This is a genomic window from Cupriavidus sp. 2TAF22, from assembly GCF_052115045.1.
GTDB lineage: Bacteria > Pseudomonadota > Gammaproteobacteria > Burkholderiales > Burkholderiaceae > Cupriavidus.
The window spans coordinates 1-16,546 of sequence record NZ_JBFRFX010000061.1; the positions used below are offsets into that span (position 1 = coordinate 1).

A 16,546-nucleotide genomic window follows, 5' to 3' on the forward strand; every position below is an offset into this window, starting at 1 on the left:
CGGCGCCGTCTTGCGCGGCGCCGTCTTGCGCTCGATCAGCGATAACAGTTCCTGTCTTTCTTTCTTCGCCAACTTCACTGGCGTTGCATGGCGGCCTCGACTCATCCCGCCATGATATCCGAGGCGATTATTTATTCAAGCTATTTACGGGATGTTGTACTAGTCGTTATTGGCGGCTTCCAGCACCATGGGAATATCCGCACGCGAGGGATTGAGCGTGCGAAGGGTACGCTTCTCGGTGCGTTCATCGGGTTGCTCCTCGTCGCCCAGCAACACTATCTGTCGACTCCGGGTGTCACATACCTGTTGCTAGCGGCAACGTGTGCCTACTGTGCCTACCATGCTATCGGTACGGGTGGCTACGTTGCGCTTCTTGCTGGCGTCACCATCGTGATTGCAGCAGGACATGGTACGAACGATCTTTCGGAAGGCCTGTGGAGGACCATCAACGTTCTTATCGGGACGACGATTGCTCTTCTGCTGTCAATAGCATTGCCTTCTTATGCATTACACGCGTGGAAGCTTCAGCTAGGGCAGCTTTTGCGGCAAGGAGGATATCTGGTCGCTACGGTGGGAGGCGATGAAGTTGGCCATGCTGACCTGAAACGGTGCACTAGTCGCCTGAACGTGGAGCTCATTCAGCTTCGCTCACTCATGGCGTCGGCAGCAAAGGAGTGCTCCATGCGCGCGAGCGCCTTTGAGGACGTGCAGCATAGTCTGCGCATGTGTGTGTGCCTTCTGGAAGTTCTTGCATCCTTTCCAAAACAGAACTTCGGGACCTACCCATGCGATCCGTTCGTTTCGCACTCATCGCCTGGAGGCAGGCTTCGTACGCAATTTGAACGTTTGGCGGACGATTTGAATCATGAGCAGCCACTTGCGCAAGACGGCACCAATCTGGAAGCAGCCGCGACGCTCAATAACGCGTCAACCGTCATCTTCATTCAGTTAGCCGACGAGCTTGTGACGCTTCGGAGCCGACTGCACCCAATCCTCTGGCAGCGATAAACCCTTGCTCGGGTCGCGCTTTCGGTTGGGTTCCGCCTCAGCCACTTTGCCAAGAGCCATCTATTGCAATATTTTCTTACCGCCCTAGCTCGACGAAGGTTGCCATGAGATTGTCGAGTTTGACTGCCCTGCAGATGCTAGAGAGCGCCGCTCGATTCGAGAGCTTTACCCGGACGGCGGCAGAGCTAAAGGTTACCGAAAGCGCTGTCTCCAGGCAGATCCACGCGCTAGAGGACCGGCCAGGCGTATCGCCGTTCCAACGCCTTAGCAAACGTGTTGCTCTCACTCCGGACGGGGATTGCTACGTGCGTGAGATACGAAACGAGCTGAAGGCGATTATTGGTACCGTTTTTCGGGCATGGTGTTAGTTCGCACATGACGCCAAGGCCGTTGGCCAAATGATACGTCGAGGCAAGAGCTGCGAAATCCGATTCTCGTCACCTCCGCCAAGCCTCGCGCTGCTAAACGGCCGATCTGGAATCGGACTGATAAATGCCGACAGCGCTACATCCAGACGATCAGCCGCCTTCGCTAAATGGAGTTCCTCGACCACCGCCACCAAGCAACAAATTGTGGGTCTCTATCATTTTTTAATCTGCTTTGGCGAATAAAAATTCGCGAAAGCGCTCTGGATCCTATCAAAGAATGCGGCTCCAATGGAGTACACCTGCTGAATTTGCACGACGACGCACGTATGGAGGACTATATGCAACTATTCGCGGAAGGGCCGAATGCCTCTAGCGCTCAAGGGCAAGTTGCAGAGGCAGAGAGAACGCAACCAAGCCCTGAGTGCACCTCCGCGATTTCAGGCCAGATCTGCAGCGATGAGATCTACGTGGACACCGACCGAACACTATCGGAATGGCCGGTGAGACATGCATCCCAAACCGCACCTCAGCTAGGCATGGTGCATTTCGCAAAGTCGATCAAGACCGATGTTCCACGAGGCACAGTCGGTCGTTGCGTCGAGAATCCCACTTCGGCTGACCTTTTGCACTATATCCGTGCAATGGTAAAAAGCTTGCGCCGCGCGGCGAACGAGTCTGATGAAAGTCGAGACGAAGGAACGGAGCGCGTACTCGGCGCGCTCCTGCGCAATGCCATGGACAGCGCATCGGTCTTGGACATTGTGGTGACGCTGGGCTGTGCCGCTGAACTATCGCTCTATCCTGAGGATGCAGTCCTCGAACAATGTACGACTGCAGTCCGCGCGGCGGGAAAGACTGCATTGGTAGGGGCTGTGTGGGCGGTGCGCCATCGCTGCGCAAGAGCGGGGGATAGTCGACGGCGGTTCGCCGCCTGATCCGGAGACCGCGCCAAAGCGGGGGCGGACGACCGGACCTCTGCTGAGGGGACAATGAGGTACCTAAAATGCGCGCATAGCTTCCGATCCTGCGCCGGCGACCTCCGTCCTGCAACTTCGAATAGCTCTGCGCAGCTTGAGCCCGCCGGTCTGGCGGCGTTTGCTCATTCTGTTGATCCGATGCGAGGCCATGCACAGCCGCCTGCAGAATCGGCCTGTTTCCGAAGACGCTGCGGATGCTGACGAGGCGTCACGCGCCCGGTGTATGGAGTCCTGAGCGCGCAGCAAGCCTACGCAGTCTGCAGTTCATGCTCAGTGTGTGACGCTAATGGGCCGTCCTTGCGCCAGCCCTGGTTCCATTTAACTCTGGTATCAAGGGAGTTCTACCTGGTCGAATAAGACGTTCAAGCCTCTACTGCGTGTGGGCGCCAAACTCAAAGGGTACCTGAGAGCATCCTTCGCGGCTGCGATTGGGGTACGTCAAGCGGCTCCGCCAGCGGATGCGCAACGGCACGAGGTGAGGTTTGGTGAGGTTCTGCCGATCGATGGGCACAATCCGTTCCCGCGGCGCGGACCCTCACGGATAGCCAGTGCGGCAGCCACAAGAACGTGCCGGCCAACCCAACCACGCTAGCGCAGTTTGTTGTTTTAGTCCGCCTGCGCCAGCGGGTCGCAGGGCTACTTGCCGCCGGTCGCGCCGCCGGCAATCCCGCCGCTTCCGGCCCGGGCCCGGCAGCCGGCGATCCCCTCGGAGTGCTCGCCGACGTGCTCAGCCGGGCTGACCAGCGCGCGGGAGCCCTGGCTGGATACGCTGACGCCGCCCGGTTCGCCGGCCAAGCCTGCGAGCGGGGTTACGACGCGTTGAATGGATCACCGCAAGGCCCCGTGGCGAGCGGCAGTAGTCGGGGACTGTGAAGGTCGGAGGAAAAAGAGGGTGTAGGCGGCAGGGTGAAAGCGCCTACACCCACGAGGATTGGCAACGGGGTCAGTCTGTCGCCGGTATTGATTATGGTGCACCGCATCAAATTCAGTACCCCGCCGACGAAGGGAAGAGTCACGGAGCAGGGGAAGCGGCTGGCGGATCCCGAGCACGAGGTCAGGACGCAGCGTCGATGAAGTGGTTGCTGATTCCCTCGAGCCAAAAGACCGCCGCTGCTTGAAACGGGATGTGCGGAATGGTGGCGGCGGACCGTCCCCCAAGGCTTGACTCGCGCGCCGGTGGCGCGCTAGGTGGGTCATAAGCCTGTAGCGAAAAAAGCCACGAAAACGCGTACTAGCGGCTCTCGCAAACGTATTCCCGATGGATTGTCATCGCCCCCACCGCGCACGCGCCGAGCGTCTCCTTGGTGGACTCGCAGGACGGGCAAAAGGTGACGCGCAGGGCAATCACGCGTGCTTTCCATTCGCCGGGATCAAGCATGATCATCTCCTAGGCGCTCCCACTCACCCGCCCCTGACAGTGCTCGCGCGCCCAAATCGCGCGGGCGATCTGCTCGAGGCGATCGGCTTCACGTTTGGCCGCGATTACCTGGTCTTCTAGCTCACGTTCTGCGTGGCTGCCCGCCTTCGCGTCGAGCAGCCGGTAAAACAGCGCGCTTTCCCACGATGCTCTCCAGCTTCAGCGCGAGGGCGTTGCCATAGAGCCATTCCCCATCATCTACCGTCGCCACGTAGAGTAGGCCGGCCGGCGGCGTCTCGCCCAGCATCGGGTGCAGCGCGACCTTGCGCTTCTCGATCGGCTGCGCGCGAAAGTCCCGGGCGCCCGCCACGAAAAGGTCGAAGAGCAGTAGGCCACCAGGTCGGCGCCAGCGTGCCAGCCGCGGCGTGCCGCGTGCCGGTGAGCCGCAAATCTTGAAAAGCGGCGCACTATGTGAGCCGAATATGGCAGAATGCGGCTCATGAGCACGAATTCTTCCTGGATCTGGCGCCGCGCAGAATGGCCTGACTTCACCTATGACGCGCAGATGATCGCGCCTGACTTGGCGGAGGCCTACCGGATGCACGGTGTCGTCGAAGGCAAGGCCATGGCCATTGGCCTTGGAAGTACCAGCCAGGTCGCGCTGGATGCGCTATCCGATGAGGTGGTGGCCACGGCCGCCATTGAGGGGGAGCGCCTGTCGCTCGATGTTGTCCGCTCGTCCGTGATGAGGCGGCTTGGCTTGGCGACGTCCGGGCCCACCGACCGCCATGTCGATGGCCTGGTTGGGGTCATCAGCGATGCCACAACAGCGTTTGATCTGCCCCTGGATAATGACCGCTTGTACCGCTGGCAATCTGCGCTATTCCCCGGTGGCACGTCCGGCATCCACCGAATCGCCGTCGGCCGATACCGCGACCATGACGATCCGATGCAAATCGTAAGCGGTCCGCCAGGCCGTGAGCTGGTGCATTACGAGGCACCCCCATCAAAGGACGTGCCGGCGCAGATGACGCGCTTCCTCGCATGGTTTGCTGAGTCCTCGCCAGCGCAGGCCTCGCCGTTGACGTCCGGCAGCAAGCTGATCGATGGCTTCGCTCGGGCCGCTATTGCGCACTTATGGTTCGAGAGCATTCACCCGTTTGAGGACGGCAACGGCCGTATTGGGAGGGCCATCGTTGACATGGCCATGGCGCAGCATTTGCGACAACCGGTGCGCTTCTACAGTCTTTCGCGGCAGCTACTGACCTCGCGCTCGGCATATTACGACGCCCTCAATCAAGCTCAGTGTGGTGACGCCGACGTGACGTCGTGGGTGCAGTGGTTTGCGCGCCAATGCACGGCGGCATGCCATGCCGCGAGCCAGGTCATCGACCAGTCGATCAAGAAGAGGCGCTTTTGGGAGAAGTATGAGGGCAGCGGGATTCATGAGCGGCAGCGCAAGGTGCTGCAGCGCCTTCTCGACGACGGGGACGGTGGCTTCCTGGGCGGCCTGAACGCTGAGAAGTACATGAAGATGACCGGCGTCTCAAAGGCCACGGCTACACGCGACCTTTCGGAGATGGTCACGGGCGGGCAATTGTGGAGCCACGGTGTGGGCAAAGCGGTGCGCTATTACATCAATGTGCCGGAATGGACGCATGGTGTAGCTTTGGAGCCCGATCCGGGTGAGGCCGTATAGCCACTTTTCCGTCACGACCTGCGACACGCTAGCAGCGTCCCGCTTGGCGGCGAGTGCAGCAAGTGTCACGACAGCGCGCCGTGTTCGGTCGTGGGTCCGGTATGATATGAAATCGATTACTTTCGGGGTTATCTCTTGTCGGGCAAGGATCGGATACCAAATCGTTTGGCGGATGTTGCTAAGGCTGCGGGCGTGTCTGTTGCAACCGTTTCGCGTGCATTCAACATCCCTGACGCCGTACGCGAGGATGTTCGCAAGCATGTGATCGCGGTTGCGGAAAGGCTTGGCTACGTCCCCAATCCGGCCGCGAAAGCGCTGCGCACACGTCGAAGTCATATTGTGGGCGCAGTCATCCCAACGCTTGACTATGCGATCTACGCCAGCATGATCAACGCGTTTCAGGCTGCCATGGCAGCAGAGGGCCAGATGGTCTTCATCCTGAGTGCGGGTTTCGACAATACCAAGCTCTACCAACCGGTTCGACAGCTAGTTGAGCGTGGTGCGGAAGCCTTGCTGGTTGTCGGGCGGATCGACGATCTGCAATTGGTTGAGTATCTGCTCAGTATCGACCTCCCGGTGGTCACGACCTTTTCCTTCCTGCAGGACGAACCTTTCGCTTCCATCGGATTTGACAACTACGTTTCGACACGGCGCGCGGTGGAATACTTGCTCCAGATAGGGCACCGCCATGTCGCTATGCTTTCCGGCCCGTCACAAGGAAATGATCGGCAGATAGCACGAAAAAAGGCCTTCGCCGATGCCCTTAGCGACGCTGGGCTGAAGGGTGAACCCCTCATCCTGGAGAGTCAAGGCGGCTACAGCATGGCGTTTGGATCGACTGCTACGCGCCGCCTGCTTGCCGATGCGCCAGAGACGACGGCGATCATATGCAACAGCGATGTGCTCGCATTTAGTGCTATTGCCGAGTGCCGAAAGGCAGGATACCGCGTACCCGACGACATGACGATCGTGGGTCACGATGACCTGGACTTTGCACGCTTGCTCGAACCCGCGCTAACGACGATCTCGGTTCCGGCCGAAGAAATGGGCCGCCGAAGTGCCGAGGCATTGCTGGACGCGCTTCGCCACTCGCGCAAGCCGCTGCCGTCTGAGATGCACGCCAATCTGGTGGTTCGGGAGTCCGTCGCCGCTCCTCGCTCAAAGAAGCTTTCCACCCGCTGATCCGTTGCCGGCGCCAATGACGTCGCTTGATGACTCCCACCTCGTCTCGCCCCACATGGGATTCTCTTTTTTGCACTGGTTTGGTGCTTTCCCCTATCCGATGTGACATACGCCAGATTGTGGAATGGGAAAAGCATTCTTTAAGGCGCTTTTTTTGCAATCTGACGTGGAACGCTCCTTGCCTTTCGGTCTGCGGCAGGGTTAATCCTAGGAATGTAATCCTTTACATAGATTTGCCGGGACCCTAAGATTCTGGTGGAGGAGATCTGCGGCATAGCAGGGGCCGAAGCTGCTTTTTGAGCACATCGGTTCTCCCTTATTTGTAATCGATTACATTACGGCACCTGATGAGGTCTGATTTGTGCCTAACCGGCTTCTCGTCGTGACGGAGGGTCAGTCCGTTTCCATTTCTTATGTGTGGCATCTAAATTGTCAGGAAGGAAGGTAGTCCTATGAAATCGTCTCCCCGCGCCGTTCTTTCGGCGATGCTTGCTTCGATCGCATTTCTTTCCGCCTCTGCAGGCGCGGCTGATGCTTATCCGAGCCGCCCCGTCGAACTCGTTGTTGCGTTTCAGCCGGGTGGCGGAACCGACTCGATGGCACGTGCGTTTGCAGACGCGGCAAGGAAACACTTCCCACAGCCAATCACCGTAATCAATAAACCCGGGGCGAGTGGATCCATCGGGCTCTCTTACGTCGTGAATGGGCAGGCCGATGGCTACCGTGTGGCCATGGTGTTCGCCGAGTTGCTCACGCTCCCGCTGCTGGATATTGGGAAGGTGACCTACGAAGACTTCCAGCCCATCGCCCAATTCAGTTCCGACCCGACCTCGGTTACGGTTCGAGCCGATGCACCATGGAACACCCTCGAGCAATTTGTGGCCTACGCCAAGGCAAATCCAGGCAAGGTGACCGTGTCCAACGCAGGTAATGGCTCTATCGGCCATGTCGCGGCGGCAGCGCTCGGGCAGAAGATCGGTGCGACGTTTACACACGTCCCGTATCAAGGCAATGCACCGGCGATCCTTGGCCTGCTCGGCGGGCAGGTTGAAGCGACCACCGTACCCTACGCTGAGTTGAGGCAGTATGTGGCCGCTGGAAAGCTGAAAACGTTGGCTGTCATGGCCGACAAGCGCATGCCGGAAATCCCGCAGGTGCCCACGCTGAAGGACAAAGCCATCGATCTTTCGGTTGGGGTGTGGCGGGGTATCGCCGTATCCAAGTCCACGCCACCAGACGTGGTGGCCAAGCTCCGCGCGCTCGCGGCAGATGTAGCCAGGGAGCCGTCCATGCAAGACGCGGTCAAGAACTTGCACATGACACTTGCGTATGTCGATGCGCCAGAGTTCAAGGCACTGATGTCCAAAGAGAGCGATCAGTTCAAGCGCATCTTGCCTGCTCTCGCATTGAAGCAATAGAAACCAGTCGGACCGCTGTTCGGAGGTGGTTGGCGCGCCCCCCAAATGTCGTGCTCAGCAGTCCATTCCGAACAGCCAAACGCCGATAAAAAATGTAATGGATTACATTTCCGTGAACCACGCTAGGTGGGCCACGACAAACTGTCTCTCAGGAGAAAACCGTTGACCAACACCACGAATCAGCAGCAAGCCGCCCAAGAGAAGGGGGTTGTCTACTACTTCAGCCGTCAAACCGAAGTGAGCTACTGGCAGCCGAAGCCGGCTAACGGCCATGTATCAGTAGTCGTCGCGCCAGGACTGACCAAGATGCAGCGCGATCTTGCGATGGGCACGCAAACGTTGCCGCAAGGCGGTCGCGTTCGTGAGCATGCTCACCCGGCCAATGAGGAGATCCTCCATTTCGTCTCCGGCATGGGGACGGCCATCGTCGACGGCGAAGAGTACAAACTTGAGCCCGGCGTCACGCTGTTCTTGGGCAAGCACAACTCTCACACATTCGTGAACACCGGGGACACCGATCTTCACTGGGTGTGGTTCATGACACCGAGTGGCTTGGAGACTTTCTTCCGCGAGGTGGGACGGCCGCGCGCCCATGGTGAAACCGCGCCGGAGCCGTTTGATCGCCCGGAGAACATCGCACAGATCGAAAGCGCTGGCAACGGCGTATTCGCTTACACCAAAAACTGACGTGAGGTTGGGCCTTGCTTGACGATATCTTCACGCTTGATCGGGGCGCCGGCGAGCCGGTTGTCCTGATCTCCGGACTGGGAGGCCTCGCCGCCTTCTGGAGGCCCGTGGTCGAGATCCTAGAGACCTCCCGGAGAGTGATTTCACTCGACCATCCCGGCGTCGGTAAAAGCAGGATCCAAGGCGCACCGACGATCTCCGGCATTGCGGATGCGGTGATCCGCTGCCTTGACGAGCGCGGCATCGAGCAGGCCGACATCATCGGCCATTCGACAGGATCACTGGTCGCGCAGGCCATGGCTCTGGATTTCCCGCCGCGCGTCAAGTCGATCGTGCTGAGTAGCGGTTGGGCGAAGCCGGATAAACGATTCCAGGACTTCTTTGCCTTCCGAAAGCATGTGCTGCGAGAGCTTGGCGGCGATGCGTACAACACGCTGACCAAGCTGACGGCCTATCCCTCGGAGTGGTACGGCAAGCATCTCGCAACCGAGGCTCGGCTGGACTTCCCGATGACTGCAGATGTCGATATCGACATGGTGATTGCACGGATCGACATGCTGCTTGACTACACCCGCTACAAGGAACTCGTTGCTCTGCGTGCCCCCACTCTGGTGGTGGGTGCCCAGGACGACTACATCATTCCTTTCCACCACTCGCAAGAACTCGCGCGCTTGATTCCGGGCGCCTGCCTGCAAGAGCTTGCTGGCGGGCACTTTGCTCCGGTTACCCGCACGGTGGCCTATGTGGCCATGTTGAACAAATTCTGGGAGAGCGCAGCATGAACACCACCAGCATCTCGCGAGTCGCACTCCTTGGACTCGGGGCAATCGGTAAGCGCGTCCTTGAGGCTTTGCGCAGCCGCCATCTTCCGGAAGCTAGCTTCGCCGCGATCGATCCCTCCGGTCATGCAGACGCCTTCATGCGTCTCTATGACATCTCCTTGTGCTCCGACGTTGCGTCGCTGGTTGCCTGGAAGCCGGACCTGGTTATCGAGTGCGCGGGTCATGCCGCAGTGAGCGCAGCCGTTCCTGAGTTGCTTCGGCAGGGCATACCGGTCGTCATCGCATCGATCGGTGCGCTAGCGGACGAGGGATTGCACCAGCGGCTGAGGCAGGCCGCCGAACAGGGGGAGACCAGGCTGATCCTGGTTTCCGGTGCGATTGGTGGGCTGGATGCACTCAGGTCCGCGCGCTCAGCGGGTCTGGATAGTGTGGTCTATGTAGGCCGCAAGCCGCCGCGTGCGTGGTTGGGTTCCCCCGCCGAGACGCAGTTCGATCTCAACTCGATAGCGGCACCAACCACGATCTTCCGCGGCACTGCAGCCGAGGCCTCGGCAAGCTATCCCAAAAACGCCAATGTCACCGCAGCCGTCGCCTTGTCCGGACTCGGATTCGATGCGACCCAGGTGGAACTGATCGCTGATCCCACCGTAGCCCGCAATGTCCACGAGGTGGAGGCCACAGGCCCTTTCGGCTGCATCAAGGTGCTGCTCGCAAACAACCCACTGCCCGACAACCCTCGCACCTCGTGGCTTGCTGCGCTGAGCATCGAGGAGGCCGTATTGAAACAACTGCAGCACGTCATCTTTTAAGGAAGAGCAAAATGAGAATCAAAGATAAAGTCGCCCTGATCACCGGCGCTGGAGCGGGCATCGGCGAAGCCACCGCAGAACTTTTTGCGCGCGAGGGCGCGAAGGTGATCGTTGCGGACCTGAACATTGACAATGCGCGTGCTGTTGCCGCGCGCATCGGCAAGAATGCGCTGGCTATCGAAGTCGACGTCGCGAGTAGCGAGCAAGTCAGGCAGATGATCCGACACGCTGCCGAGCATTTCGGTGGCATTGACATCCTCGTCAACAACGCAGGCTTCGGTACGCTCGGCAGTGTGGTGACGCTGGAGGAGGATGCGTGGGATAGTGTTATCGACGTCAATCTGAAGGGCGTCTATCTCTGCTCGAAGTATGCCATTCCCGAACTGGTACGTCGCGGCGGCGGGTCCATCGTGAATCTGGCCTCGACGATCTCCGTGGTGGGCATTCCCGACCGCGCGGCCTACGTGGCGGCCAAGGGTGGTGTGGCTGCCCTAACGCGTGCCATGGCCTTAGATCATTCGGCGGAAGGCATCCGCGTCAACAGCGTCGCTCCCGGTGTCATCAACTCGAGCTACTACGACAAGATGTTCAAGGAAGTTGCCGATCCGATCGCTTTCCGCAAGGGCCTCGAAGCACGGTCGCCGTTGAACAAGATGGGAGAGCCTATGGATATCGCCCAGATGATCCTCTTTCTTGCATCCGACGAGTCGAGCTTCGCCACTGGCGCGATGTTCACGGTCGACGGTGGCTATACGGCACGATAGGAAGCAACATGGTTCACGAACTCCGCGAGTACCACTTCCTACAGCCAAACTGGGACCGATACTGGGATCTATTCACTGGCGTGTGCATGCCGCTTCGTGGAACCGAGTTTGGGGTCCTTCGCGGAGCGTGGATCGAGCGCCACGAAGGTCGCGTAACGTTCCGACACCTGTGGGAGTATGCATCGCTGGATCATCGCGCTGAGCGACGCGTCGCTCTGTCTGCTAAGCCCGCCTGGCGCGAGGACTTTATCGCCAACGCCACGCGGTTGATCGACGGCCAGACATTGTCGATGCTCAGCCCAAAGCGCGTCACACTTTGCCGGAGCAACGCCGGCAGAACCGTCCAGCTCTTCAGGTTCTATTGCAAGGTTGGCGCGGTCGGCAAGCTGCTCGAGCGGCTCGAAGCCAGCGGCCCCGCTGGCTGGTCGACGTGGTCCATGGAGTTCCCGGATCCGAACGGAGTGATAGCGATTGGCGAGACCGTGTCGCCCGATGTCCCTGCGGCCATCAGCACTGGATTGGCTCGCGTAGAGGTGGCGGCGATAGAAGGGGTGAACGTACCTTCCGTGTAAAAAATGGCGGTAGCAGGGCTCGCAGCCGCCTGTGGCAAGGTGTTTCGCCGCAATGAGTCTCGCGCGATCTGTGTATATGTAAGTCCTTGATGGATCGCACTTTCCGGGACAAATCGCCAGAAAACTCACGGAAAGTACGACCCCTAGCCAGTTCGGCCATGTCGGTGGTCCCGCTTTGGTTTCAAGCGGAAGGCGTGGCGTCGGAGGCCGACATGCGATAGCCAGGGCCTGAGGAAACGGTCCCGACTGGCCCCGGTGTGGGCGCATCGGGCAGTTCCATCCGTTTGATGCGGCCAACCACGAGCCAATAGCAGAGGATGGCCACCAGCCCGTGTGCTCCCACGAAGACCAGCGCACCGCTGAATGAATGCGTCTCTGCGATGATGTAGCCGATCACGATCGGCGTCACGATGCCGGCCACGTTGCCCACGGCGTTGAACACGCCACCGGTGCTGCCGACGATACGCGCGGGCGCGGTATCGGCCACCACCGTCCACCCCAGCGAGCCGAAGCCCTTGCCGAAGACCATATCTTTACCGTGATGGGCGGCCTGGGCCTCCTGCTGGCGCTCGTCTGGATGCGCACGTATTTCTCACCGGCCGAGCATCCACGCGTCACGCGCGCCGAGATCGCCCATATCGAGGCGGGCGGCGCGCTGGTTCACCTGGGCGGCAAGCGCAAGAGCGACGCGCCACCGCCACGCCTGGCCGACATCGGCCTGCTATTCCGCAGCCGGATGCTAGTAGGCATCTTCATTGCGCAGTACTGCATCACCTCGATCACGTGGTTCTTTGTATCGTGGTTCCCAAGCTATCTGGTCAACGGACGCGGATTCTCGATCCTGCAGGCCGGTTTCGTCGCCGCAGTGCCGGCCATTTGCGGCTTTATCGGTGGGGTTTCCACGGGATTTGTGTCCGACGCGCTGCTACGCCGCACCGGTTCGTTGACGCTGGCGCGCAAGCTGCCTATCACGATCGGGCTGCTGCTCAGCGCCAGCATGATCGCCTGCAATTATGTGGACACCGACTGGCTCGTGATTGCCCTGATGAGCCTGGCGTTCCTTTGCCATATGGGGGCCAGCCACCGAGAGCGTGGCGCGGTCGCCTGTGCTCAGTGCCAACACGATGGTGATCAGGGCCAGGGTGATATAGCGATAAGAGCCGGCCTTGGGGGCGGCTGGGTCATGTATGCCGGACATGCAGCGTCTCCGAATAATGTATTGCCCCGGTCCGAATCGACGTCGCGGGGCTGCTTGGGCGAATCGTAGTGAACACGTACACATACCGAAAGCCCGTTGGGACGACGCTTCGGCATGGCGTCCCAGAGCGTGGGACAAACCGGCGCAACAACCCGCTTCGCAACGCATTGCAACTTGCCCCGGAATCCCGCCGCGACAACAATGAACACGTGTTCATTTCTCGAGTATGGCGGAGGCAATACATGTATATCAGCGAACAGTTGTTGAATCCGGACGAGCGCCGCTTGCGGCTCTCCACGCAACTGGGTGTGGAAAGCGTGGTCCTGGACAATCGCGGCACGGAACTGGTCTCGGCGACGGGCGGCGTGTCTGCCTGGGATACAGGCAAGCTGGTCGCGTATCGGCGCTGGGTGGAAGGCTTCGGCCTAAAGCTCGACGTGTTCGCGCTCGATGTCGGGTCGATCCTGCTTGATTCGCTGGTCGATCTCGGCAGCGCCCGCCGGCAGCGCGACATGCTGGCACAGAACATCCAGAAGGCGGCCGATGCGGGCATCACCTGCCTCAAGTACAACGTCCAGATGGTGGGGATCACGCGCACCGGACTGAAACCCGGCCGCGGTGGCGCGCAGAATTCGGGCTTCGTGTATGCCGAGTACTCGCCCGAGGACGACCGCAAGCATTCCTACTGGGGCGTCGGCTATCCCACCAACCAGGAAGAGGGTGGCGCGCAGAGCGCGATGCTGTGCGGCCAGAAGATGGCGCGCGACGTGCCGGCCGTGACCGAGCAGGCCGGCTGGGACGCGATCGAGTTCCTGGTGGAAGGGCTGGTGCCCGCTGCGGACCGCGCCGGCGTGCGGCTGGCCTGCCATCCGCACGATCCCGCCTATCCGGTGGGTGGGCTCAATGGCATCGAGCACGTGGTCGGCTCGGCCGACGGCATCCGCCGCTTCCTGGCGCTCAGTGACAGCCCGAACCACGGGCTCAACTTCTGCCAGGGCACGGTGGCCGAGATGTTCACCGAGCCCGGCAAGGCGATGATTCCGGTCATCGAGGAATTCGCAGCGACGGGACGCATCTTCATGGTCCACTTCCGCAATATCCGCGGCGGCTATCTCGACTTCCAGGAGGTCTTCCCCGACGAAGGCGATGTGGACATGTTCGAGGCCATCAAGGCGTACCAGCGCGGCGGCTATGCCGGCCCGCTGTGTCCCGACCACGTGCCGGTTTCCGATCTGGACGAGAACCGCGAACGCTTCATGTCCTTTGCGCTTGGCTATACGCGCGGCCTAGTGCAGGCGGCGGGAGCGTGGTCGACGGCCCCGGCACGGCAGGCCTGACACAGGCATGCGCGTCCCGGCGCGCCGTCAACTGCTTTCACGTGCGACTACGCTGAAACCGAGGTCCGCCACCGGCGGCAGGGCGTCGCCACCGTCGACAAGACGGGACAGCAGCATGCGGGCGGCCTGCTTGCCCATCTCGCGCGCCTGCACGCGCACGCTGGACAATGCGGGTTGGCTGGCTGAAGCAATCGCCAGATCGGAGAAGCCCACCACGGCCATACGCTGCGGCACGGCCCACCCCTCCTGACGGCAGGCGAGCAGGGCGCCCACGCCCAGCGTATCGTTGCTGCAGTACACGGCCTGGAGATGTGGCGCGCGTGCCATCAGTACGCGCATCATCCGCGCACCGTCCTCGATGGAGGACGGCGGCGCGACCACCTCGGTCTCGATCGCCGGCAATCCCAGCCGTGCCACCTCTTCGCGGAAACCTGCCAGCCGCTTGGCGGCGCGGTGTTCATGCGCGCCGAGGAAGCCCAGATGGCGATAGCCGCGCTGCGCCAGATGCCGCGCCACGGCGCCACCCGCGCCCTCGTTCGAAAAGCCGGCCACCATGTCGATCGGATCGTCGGTCAGGTCCCAGGTCTCGACCACGGGCTTGCCGAAGGCGCGCAGCTTGCGCCGGATCGCGCCGCCATGCTCGACGCCCGTCAGCACCAGTCCATCGACCTGCCGACCGATGAAGGTATCGATCAACGCCTCCTCGCCGGTCTCCAGATAGCGCGATTGCCCCAGGAGTAGCTGGTAACCACCCGATTCAAGGATTTCGCCCAGGCCATCCATCGTCTCTGCGAACCAGGCATTCGACAGCGTGGGCACGATGGCGCCGACGATGCGCGAGCGGCGCGTCGCCAGGCTCCCCGCATTGAGGTTGGGCACGTAGCCAAGCGCTGCGATGGCGGCCTGCACCAGCGCCAGTGTCTGCGGCGACACCAGCTCCGGGTGGCTGATAGCGCGTGACACCGTGACACGCGAGACACCGGCCACGCGCGCCACGTCGATCATCTTGCTGCTGTTTCCGGGGTGCGACGAATCAGAGGACATCGTTAAGGAAGGGTCAGTGCGCGGAAATGTGCGCCAAACATCGGCCGCCGCCGGGGCTGGCCGCATTCCGTCCCAAGCCGTGGGACGTGCCTCGCGCCGTGCCATGGAGCGGCTTGTATTGTCAGTGAGCTTCTCGAAGAATGGAAGCAAGTCAAAGCCGCCGGGCAGGCTGGCCCGGCGATCACCGCGACAACACCACACACCGCGCATGACATCCGCATCCACGATCCAGCCGGCGCGTCATCGATCGGCGCCGGCAACGGCGCCCAGCTAGCGGCACACGCTTTCGACATCGGGCCCGCCACATCCCATTCCAAGAACGGGCCTTCCACAATCAGGAGACAACATGCTGCACCGCAGAAGCTTTCTTGCGGCGTGCACGGCTGCGGCCGTCGCCACGCTCTGCACACCGTTTGCCGGACTGGCCCAGGGGTCGGACAACTGGCCGTCCCGGCCCGTGCGCATCATCGTGCCGTTCCCCGCGGGTGGCACCAGCGACATCATGGGGCGCCTGATTGCCGACCAGCTTGGCAAGGTGCTGAAGCAACCGTTCATTGTCGAGAACAAGGGTGGTGCCGGCGGCGTGATCGGCGCGGAGCAGGCGGCGAAGGCGTCAGCGGACGGCTACACGCTGCTGCTGTCGGGTATCGGCAGCAATGCCATTGCGCATGGCATGTCGCCTCGGCCGAACTACGACTCGTCGAAGGATTTCATCCATATCTCACAGCTTGAATCGGGCCCGAACGTACTGGTGGTCAATCCATCCTTCCCGGCGAAGACATTCAAGGAGTTCGTCGCCTATGTGAAGGCGAATCCAGGCAAGGTCAACTACGGCGTGACGAACGCTTCGTCGGGGCACCTGGCGATGGAGTTGCTGCGCCAGACGGCGAAGCTGGACATGGTGGGCGTGCCGTATCGCGGAGGTGGGCCCGCGCTGACCGACGTGCTGGCCGGGCAGATCCCGACGATGTTCGTCAACCAGGATGCCGTGCTGCCCTACGTGAAGGCCGGCAAGCTGCGCGCGCTTGCCGTGACCAGCGAGCAGCGCAATCCGCTGTTCCCGGATGTCCCGACCGTTGCGGAGTCCGGCTACCCCGGTTACTCGGCGGTGTCGTGGGTGGGCCTGTCCGCACCAAAGGGCACGCCGAAGCCGATCGTCGACAAGCTTGAAGCCGCCATGATGACGGCATTCAAACAAGCCGCCGCGCGCGAAAAACTGGAAGCCAACGGCTTCGTCGTGGTGGCGTCGAACTCGCATGACTACACGACTTTCGTCAAGACCGAAACCGACCGCTGGGCCAAGGTGATCCAGGGCGCAGGTATCAAGGCCGAATAACTCCTCAT

Annotated in this window: 18 protein-coding genes and 1 pseudogene; 15 read left to right on the top strand and 4 right to left on the bottom strand. The window is 61.1% G+C overall.

The features are described from left to right. Positions 1–87 precede the first annotated feature (87 nt). The 4 genes from AB4Z48_RS37065 to AB4Z48_RS37080 all read left to right on the top strand — a co-directional run bounded on the left by AB4Z48_RS37065 (position 88) and on the right by AB4Z48_RS37080 (position 3,226). Positions 88–1,008, top strand: a complete 921-nt coding sequence (locus AB4Z48_RS37065; RefSeq protein WP_441623334.1) for an FUSC family protein — start codon at positions 88–90, stop codon at positions 1,006–1,008. A 104-nt stretch (positions 1,009–1,112) separates the two neighbouring features. Then, positions 1,113–1,376: a LysR family transcriptional regulator gene (locus tag AB4Z48_RS37070; protein ID WP_441623336.1), complete on the top strand. Its 264-nt coding sequence runs from the start codon at positions 1,113–1,115 to the stop codon at positions 1,374–1,376. 167 nt (positions 1,377–1,543) lie between these two features. Next, positions 1,544–2,311: a hypothetical protein gene (locus AB4Z48_RS37075; RefSeq protein WP_441623338.1), complete on the top strand. Its 768-nt coding sequence runs from the start codon at positions 1,544–1,546 to the stop codon at positions 2,309–2,311. Positions 2,312–2,920: 609 nt separating this feature from the next. Beyond that, positions 2,921–3,226: a DUF2514 family protein gene (locus AB4Z48_RS37080; RefSeq protein ID WP_441623340.1), complete on the top strand. Its 306-nt coding sequence runs from the start codon at positions 2,921–2,923 to the stop codon at positions 3,224–3,226. A gap of 358 nt (positions 3,227–3,584) precedes the next feature. On the opposite strand, the gene AB4Z48_RS37085 is transcribed toward AB4Z48_RS37080, so the two are convergent. Continuing rightward, positions 3,585–3,731 carry a hypothetical protein gene (locus AB4Z48_RS37085; RefSeq protein ID WP_441623342.1) on the bottom strand — a complete coding sequence of 49 codons (147 nt, stop codon included), beginning with the start codon at positions 3,729–3,731 and terminating at the stop codon, positions 3,585–3,587. 121 nt (positions 3,732–3,852) lie between these two features. Then, on the bottom strand, positions 3,853–4,080 hold the full coding sequence (locus tag AB4Z48_RS37090; RefSeq protein ID WP_441623344.1) for a hypothetical protein: 228 nt from the start codon (positions 4,078–4,080) through the stop codon (positions 3,853–3,855). Between the two features lie 129 nt (positions 4,081–4,209). Here AB4Z48_RS37090 and AB4Z48_RS37095 point away from each other — a divergent pair, with 129 nt between their 5' ends. The 8 genes from AB4Z48_RS37095 (at position 4,210) to AB4Z48_RS37130 (ending at position 11,623) form a co-directional block, all read left to right on the top strand. Next, a complete protein-coding gene (locus AB4Z48_RS37095; protein WP_441623346.1) occupies positions 4,210–5,409 on the top strand; it encodes a Fic family protein in 1,200 nt (399 codons plus the stop codon). Positions 5,410–5,544: 135 nt separating this feature from the next. Then, positions 5,545–6,591: a LacI family DNA-binding transcriptional regulator gene (locus AB4Z48_RS37100; RefSeq protein ID WP_441623348.1), complete on the top strand. Its 1,047-nt coding sequence runs from the start codon at positions 5,545–5,547 to the stop codon at positions 6,589–6,591. A gap of 452 nt (positions 6,592–7,043) precedes the next feature. Beyond that, entirely contained in the window at positions 7,044–8,009 is a 966-nt protein-coding gene (locus AB4Z48_RS37105; RefSeq protein ID WP_441623350.1) for a Bug family tripartite tricarboxylate transporter substrate binding protein, read from the top strand. 162 nt (positions 8,010–8,171) lie between these two features. Continuing rightward, the gene (locus tag AB4Z48_RS37110) at positions 8,172–8,696 is read left to right on the top strand and encodes a cupin domain-containing protein (RefSeq protein WP_441623352.1); all 525 of its coding nucleotides are present in this window, start codon (positions 8,172–8,174) and stop codon (positions 8,694–8,696) included. Positions 8,697–8,710: 14 nt separating this feature from the next. Further along, positions 8,711–9,478 carry an alpha/beta fold hydrolase gene (locus tag AB4Z48_RS37115; protein ID WP_441623354.1) on the top strand — a complete coding sequence of 256 codons (768 nt, stop codon included), beginning with the start codon at positions 8,711–8,713 and terminating at the stop codon, positions 9,476–9,478. Beyond that, positions 9,475–10,287: an aspartate dehydrogenase gene (locus AB4Z48_RS37120; protein WP_441623356.1), complete on the top strand. Its 813-nt coding sequence runs from the start codon at positions 9,475–9,477 to the stop codon at positions 10,285–10,287. Before AB4Z48_RS37115 ends, AB4Z48_RS37120 begins: the two co-directional genes overlap by 4 nt. Before the next feature lie 11 nt (positions 10,288–10,298). After that, the gene (locus tag AB4Z48_RS37125; RefSeq protein WP_441623358.1) at positions 10,299–11,051 is read left to right on the top strand and encodes an SDR family oxidoreductase; all 753 of its coding nucleotides are present in this window, start codon (positions 10,299–10,301) and stop codon (positions 11,049–11,051) included. An 8-nt stretch (positions 11,052–11,059) separates the two neighbouring features. Continuing rightward, the gene (locus tag AB4Z48_RS37130; RefSeq protein ID WP_441623360.1) at positions 11,060–11,623 is read left to right on the top strand and encodes an NIPSNAP family protein; all 564 of its coding nucleotides are present in this window, start codon (positions 11,060–11,062) and stop codon (positions 11,621–11,623) included. A 262-nt stretch (positions 11,624–11,885) separates the two neighbouring features. Here the strand turns inward: AB4Z48_RS37130 and AB4Z48_RS37135 are convergent. Continuing rightward, positions 11,886–12,146 (bottom strand): annotated as a pseudogene (locus AB4Z48_RS37135) (MFS transporter); the annotation flags it as partial. An 18-nt stretch (positions 12,147–12,164) separates the two neighbouring features. Between AB4Z48_RS37135 and AB4Z48_RS37140 the strand changes: the two are divergent. Both AB4Z48_RS37140 and AB4Z48_RS37145 read left to right on the top strand, forming a co-directional pair. After that, positions 12,165–12,890 carry an MFS transporter gene (locus AB4Z48_RS37140; RefSeq protein ID WP_441623387.1) on the top strand — a complete coding sequence of 242 codons (726 nt, stop codon included), beginning with the start codon at positions 12,165–12,167 and terminating at the stop codon, positions 12,888–12,890. A gap of 173 nt (positions 12,891–13,063) precedes the next feature. Then, positions 13,064–14,158, top strand: a complete 1,095-nt coding sequence (locus AB4Z48_RS37145) for a mannonate dehydratase (RefSeq protein ID WP_441623362.1) — start codon at positions 13,064–13,066, stop codon at positions 14,156–14,158. A gap of 27 nt (positions 14,159–14,185) precedes the next feature. On the opposite strand, the gene AB4Z48_RS37150 is transcribed toward AB4Z48_RS37145, so the two are convergent. Further along, a complete protein-coding gene (locus AB4Z48_RS37150) occupies positions 14,186–15,163 on the bottom strand; it encodes a LacI family DNA-binding transcriptional regulator (RefSeq protein WP_441623364.1) in 978 nt (325 codons plus the stop codon). Positions 15,164–15,548: 385 nt separating this feature from the next. Here AB4Z48_RS37150 and AB4Z48_RS37155 point away from each other — a divergent pair, with 385 nt between their 5' ends. Then, positions 15,549–16,538 carry a Bug family tripartite tricarboxylate transporter substrate binding protein gene (locus tag AB4Z48_RS37155; protein WP_441623366.1) on the top strand — a complete coding sequence of 330 codons (990 nt, stop codon included), beginning with the start codon at positions 15,549–15,551 and terminating at the stop codon, positions 16,536–16,538. The last annotated feature ends 8 nt before the right edge of the window (positions 16,539–16,546 follow it).

What these genes read in the sequence shown, in the direction of transcription:
- AB4Z48_RS37145 (WP_441623362.1), top strand. Translation starts at nt 13,064, where the DNA reads ATGTATATCAGCGAACAGTTGTTGAATCCGGACGAGCGCCGCTTGCGG.
- AB4Z48_RS37105 (WP_441623350.1), top strand. Translation starts at nt 7,044, where the DNA reads ATGAAATCGTCTCCCCGCGCCGTTCTTTCGGCGATGCTTGCTTCGATC.
- AB4Z48_RS37095 (WP_441623346.1), top strand. Translation starts at nt 4,210, where the DNA reads ATGAGCACGAATTCTTCCTGGATCTGGCGCCGCGCAGAATGGCCTGAC.
- AB4Z48_RS37150 (WP_441623364.1), bottom strand. Translation starts at nt 15,163, where the DNA reads ATGATCGACGTGGCGCGCGTGGCCGGTGTCTCGCGTGTCACGGTGTCA.
- AB4Z48_RS37130 (WP_441623360.1), top strand. Translation starts at nt 11,060, where the DNA reads ATGGTTCACGAACTCCGCGAGTACCACTTCCTACAGCCAAACTGGGAC.
- AB4Z48_RS37125 (WP_441623358.1), top strand. Translation starts at nt 10,299, where the DNA reads ATGAGAATCAAAGATAAAGTCGCCCTGATCACCGGCGCTGGAGCGGGC.
- AB4Z48_RS37070 (WP_441623336.1), top strand. Translation starts at nt 1,113, where the DNA reads ATGAGATTGTCGAGTTTGACTGCCCTGCAGATGCTAGAGAGCGCCGCT.
- AB4Z48_RS37120 (WP_441623356.1), top strand. Translation starts at nt 9,475, where the DNA reads ATGAACACCACCAGCATCTCGCGAGTCGCACTCCTTGGACTCGGGGCA.
- AB4Z48_RS37065 (WP_441623334.1), top strand. Translation starts at nt 88, where the DNA reads ATGGCGGCCTCGACTCATCCCGCCATGATATCCGAGGCGATTATTTAT.
- AB4Z48_RS37155 (WP_441623366.1), top strand. Translation starts at nt 15,549, where the DNA reads ATGCTGCACCGCAGAAGCTTTCTTGCGGCGTGCACGGCTGCGGCCGTC.
- AB4Z48_RS37140 (WP_441623387.1), top strand. Translation starts at nt 12,165, where the DNA reads ATGGGCGGCCTGGGCCTCCTGCTGGCGCTCGTCTGGATGCGCACGTAT.
- AB4Z48_RS37075 (WP_441623338.1), top strand. Translation starts at nt 1,544, where the DNA reads ATGGAGTTCCTCGACCACCGCCACCAAGCAACAAATTGTGGGTCTCTA.
- AB4Z48_RS37085 (WP_441623342.1), bottom strand. Translation starts at nt 3,731, where the DNA reads ATGCTTGATCCCGGCGAATGGAAAGCACGCGTGATTGCCCTGCGCGTC.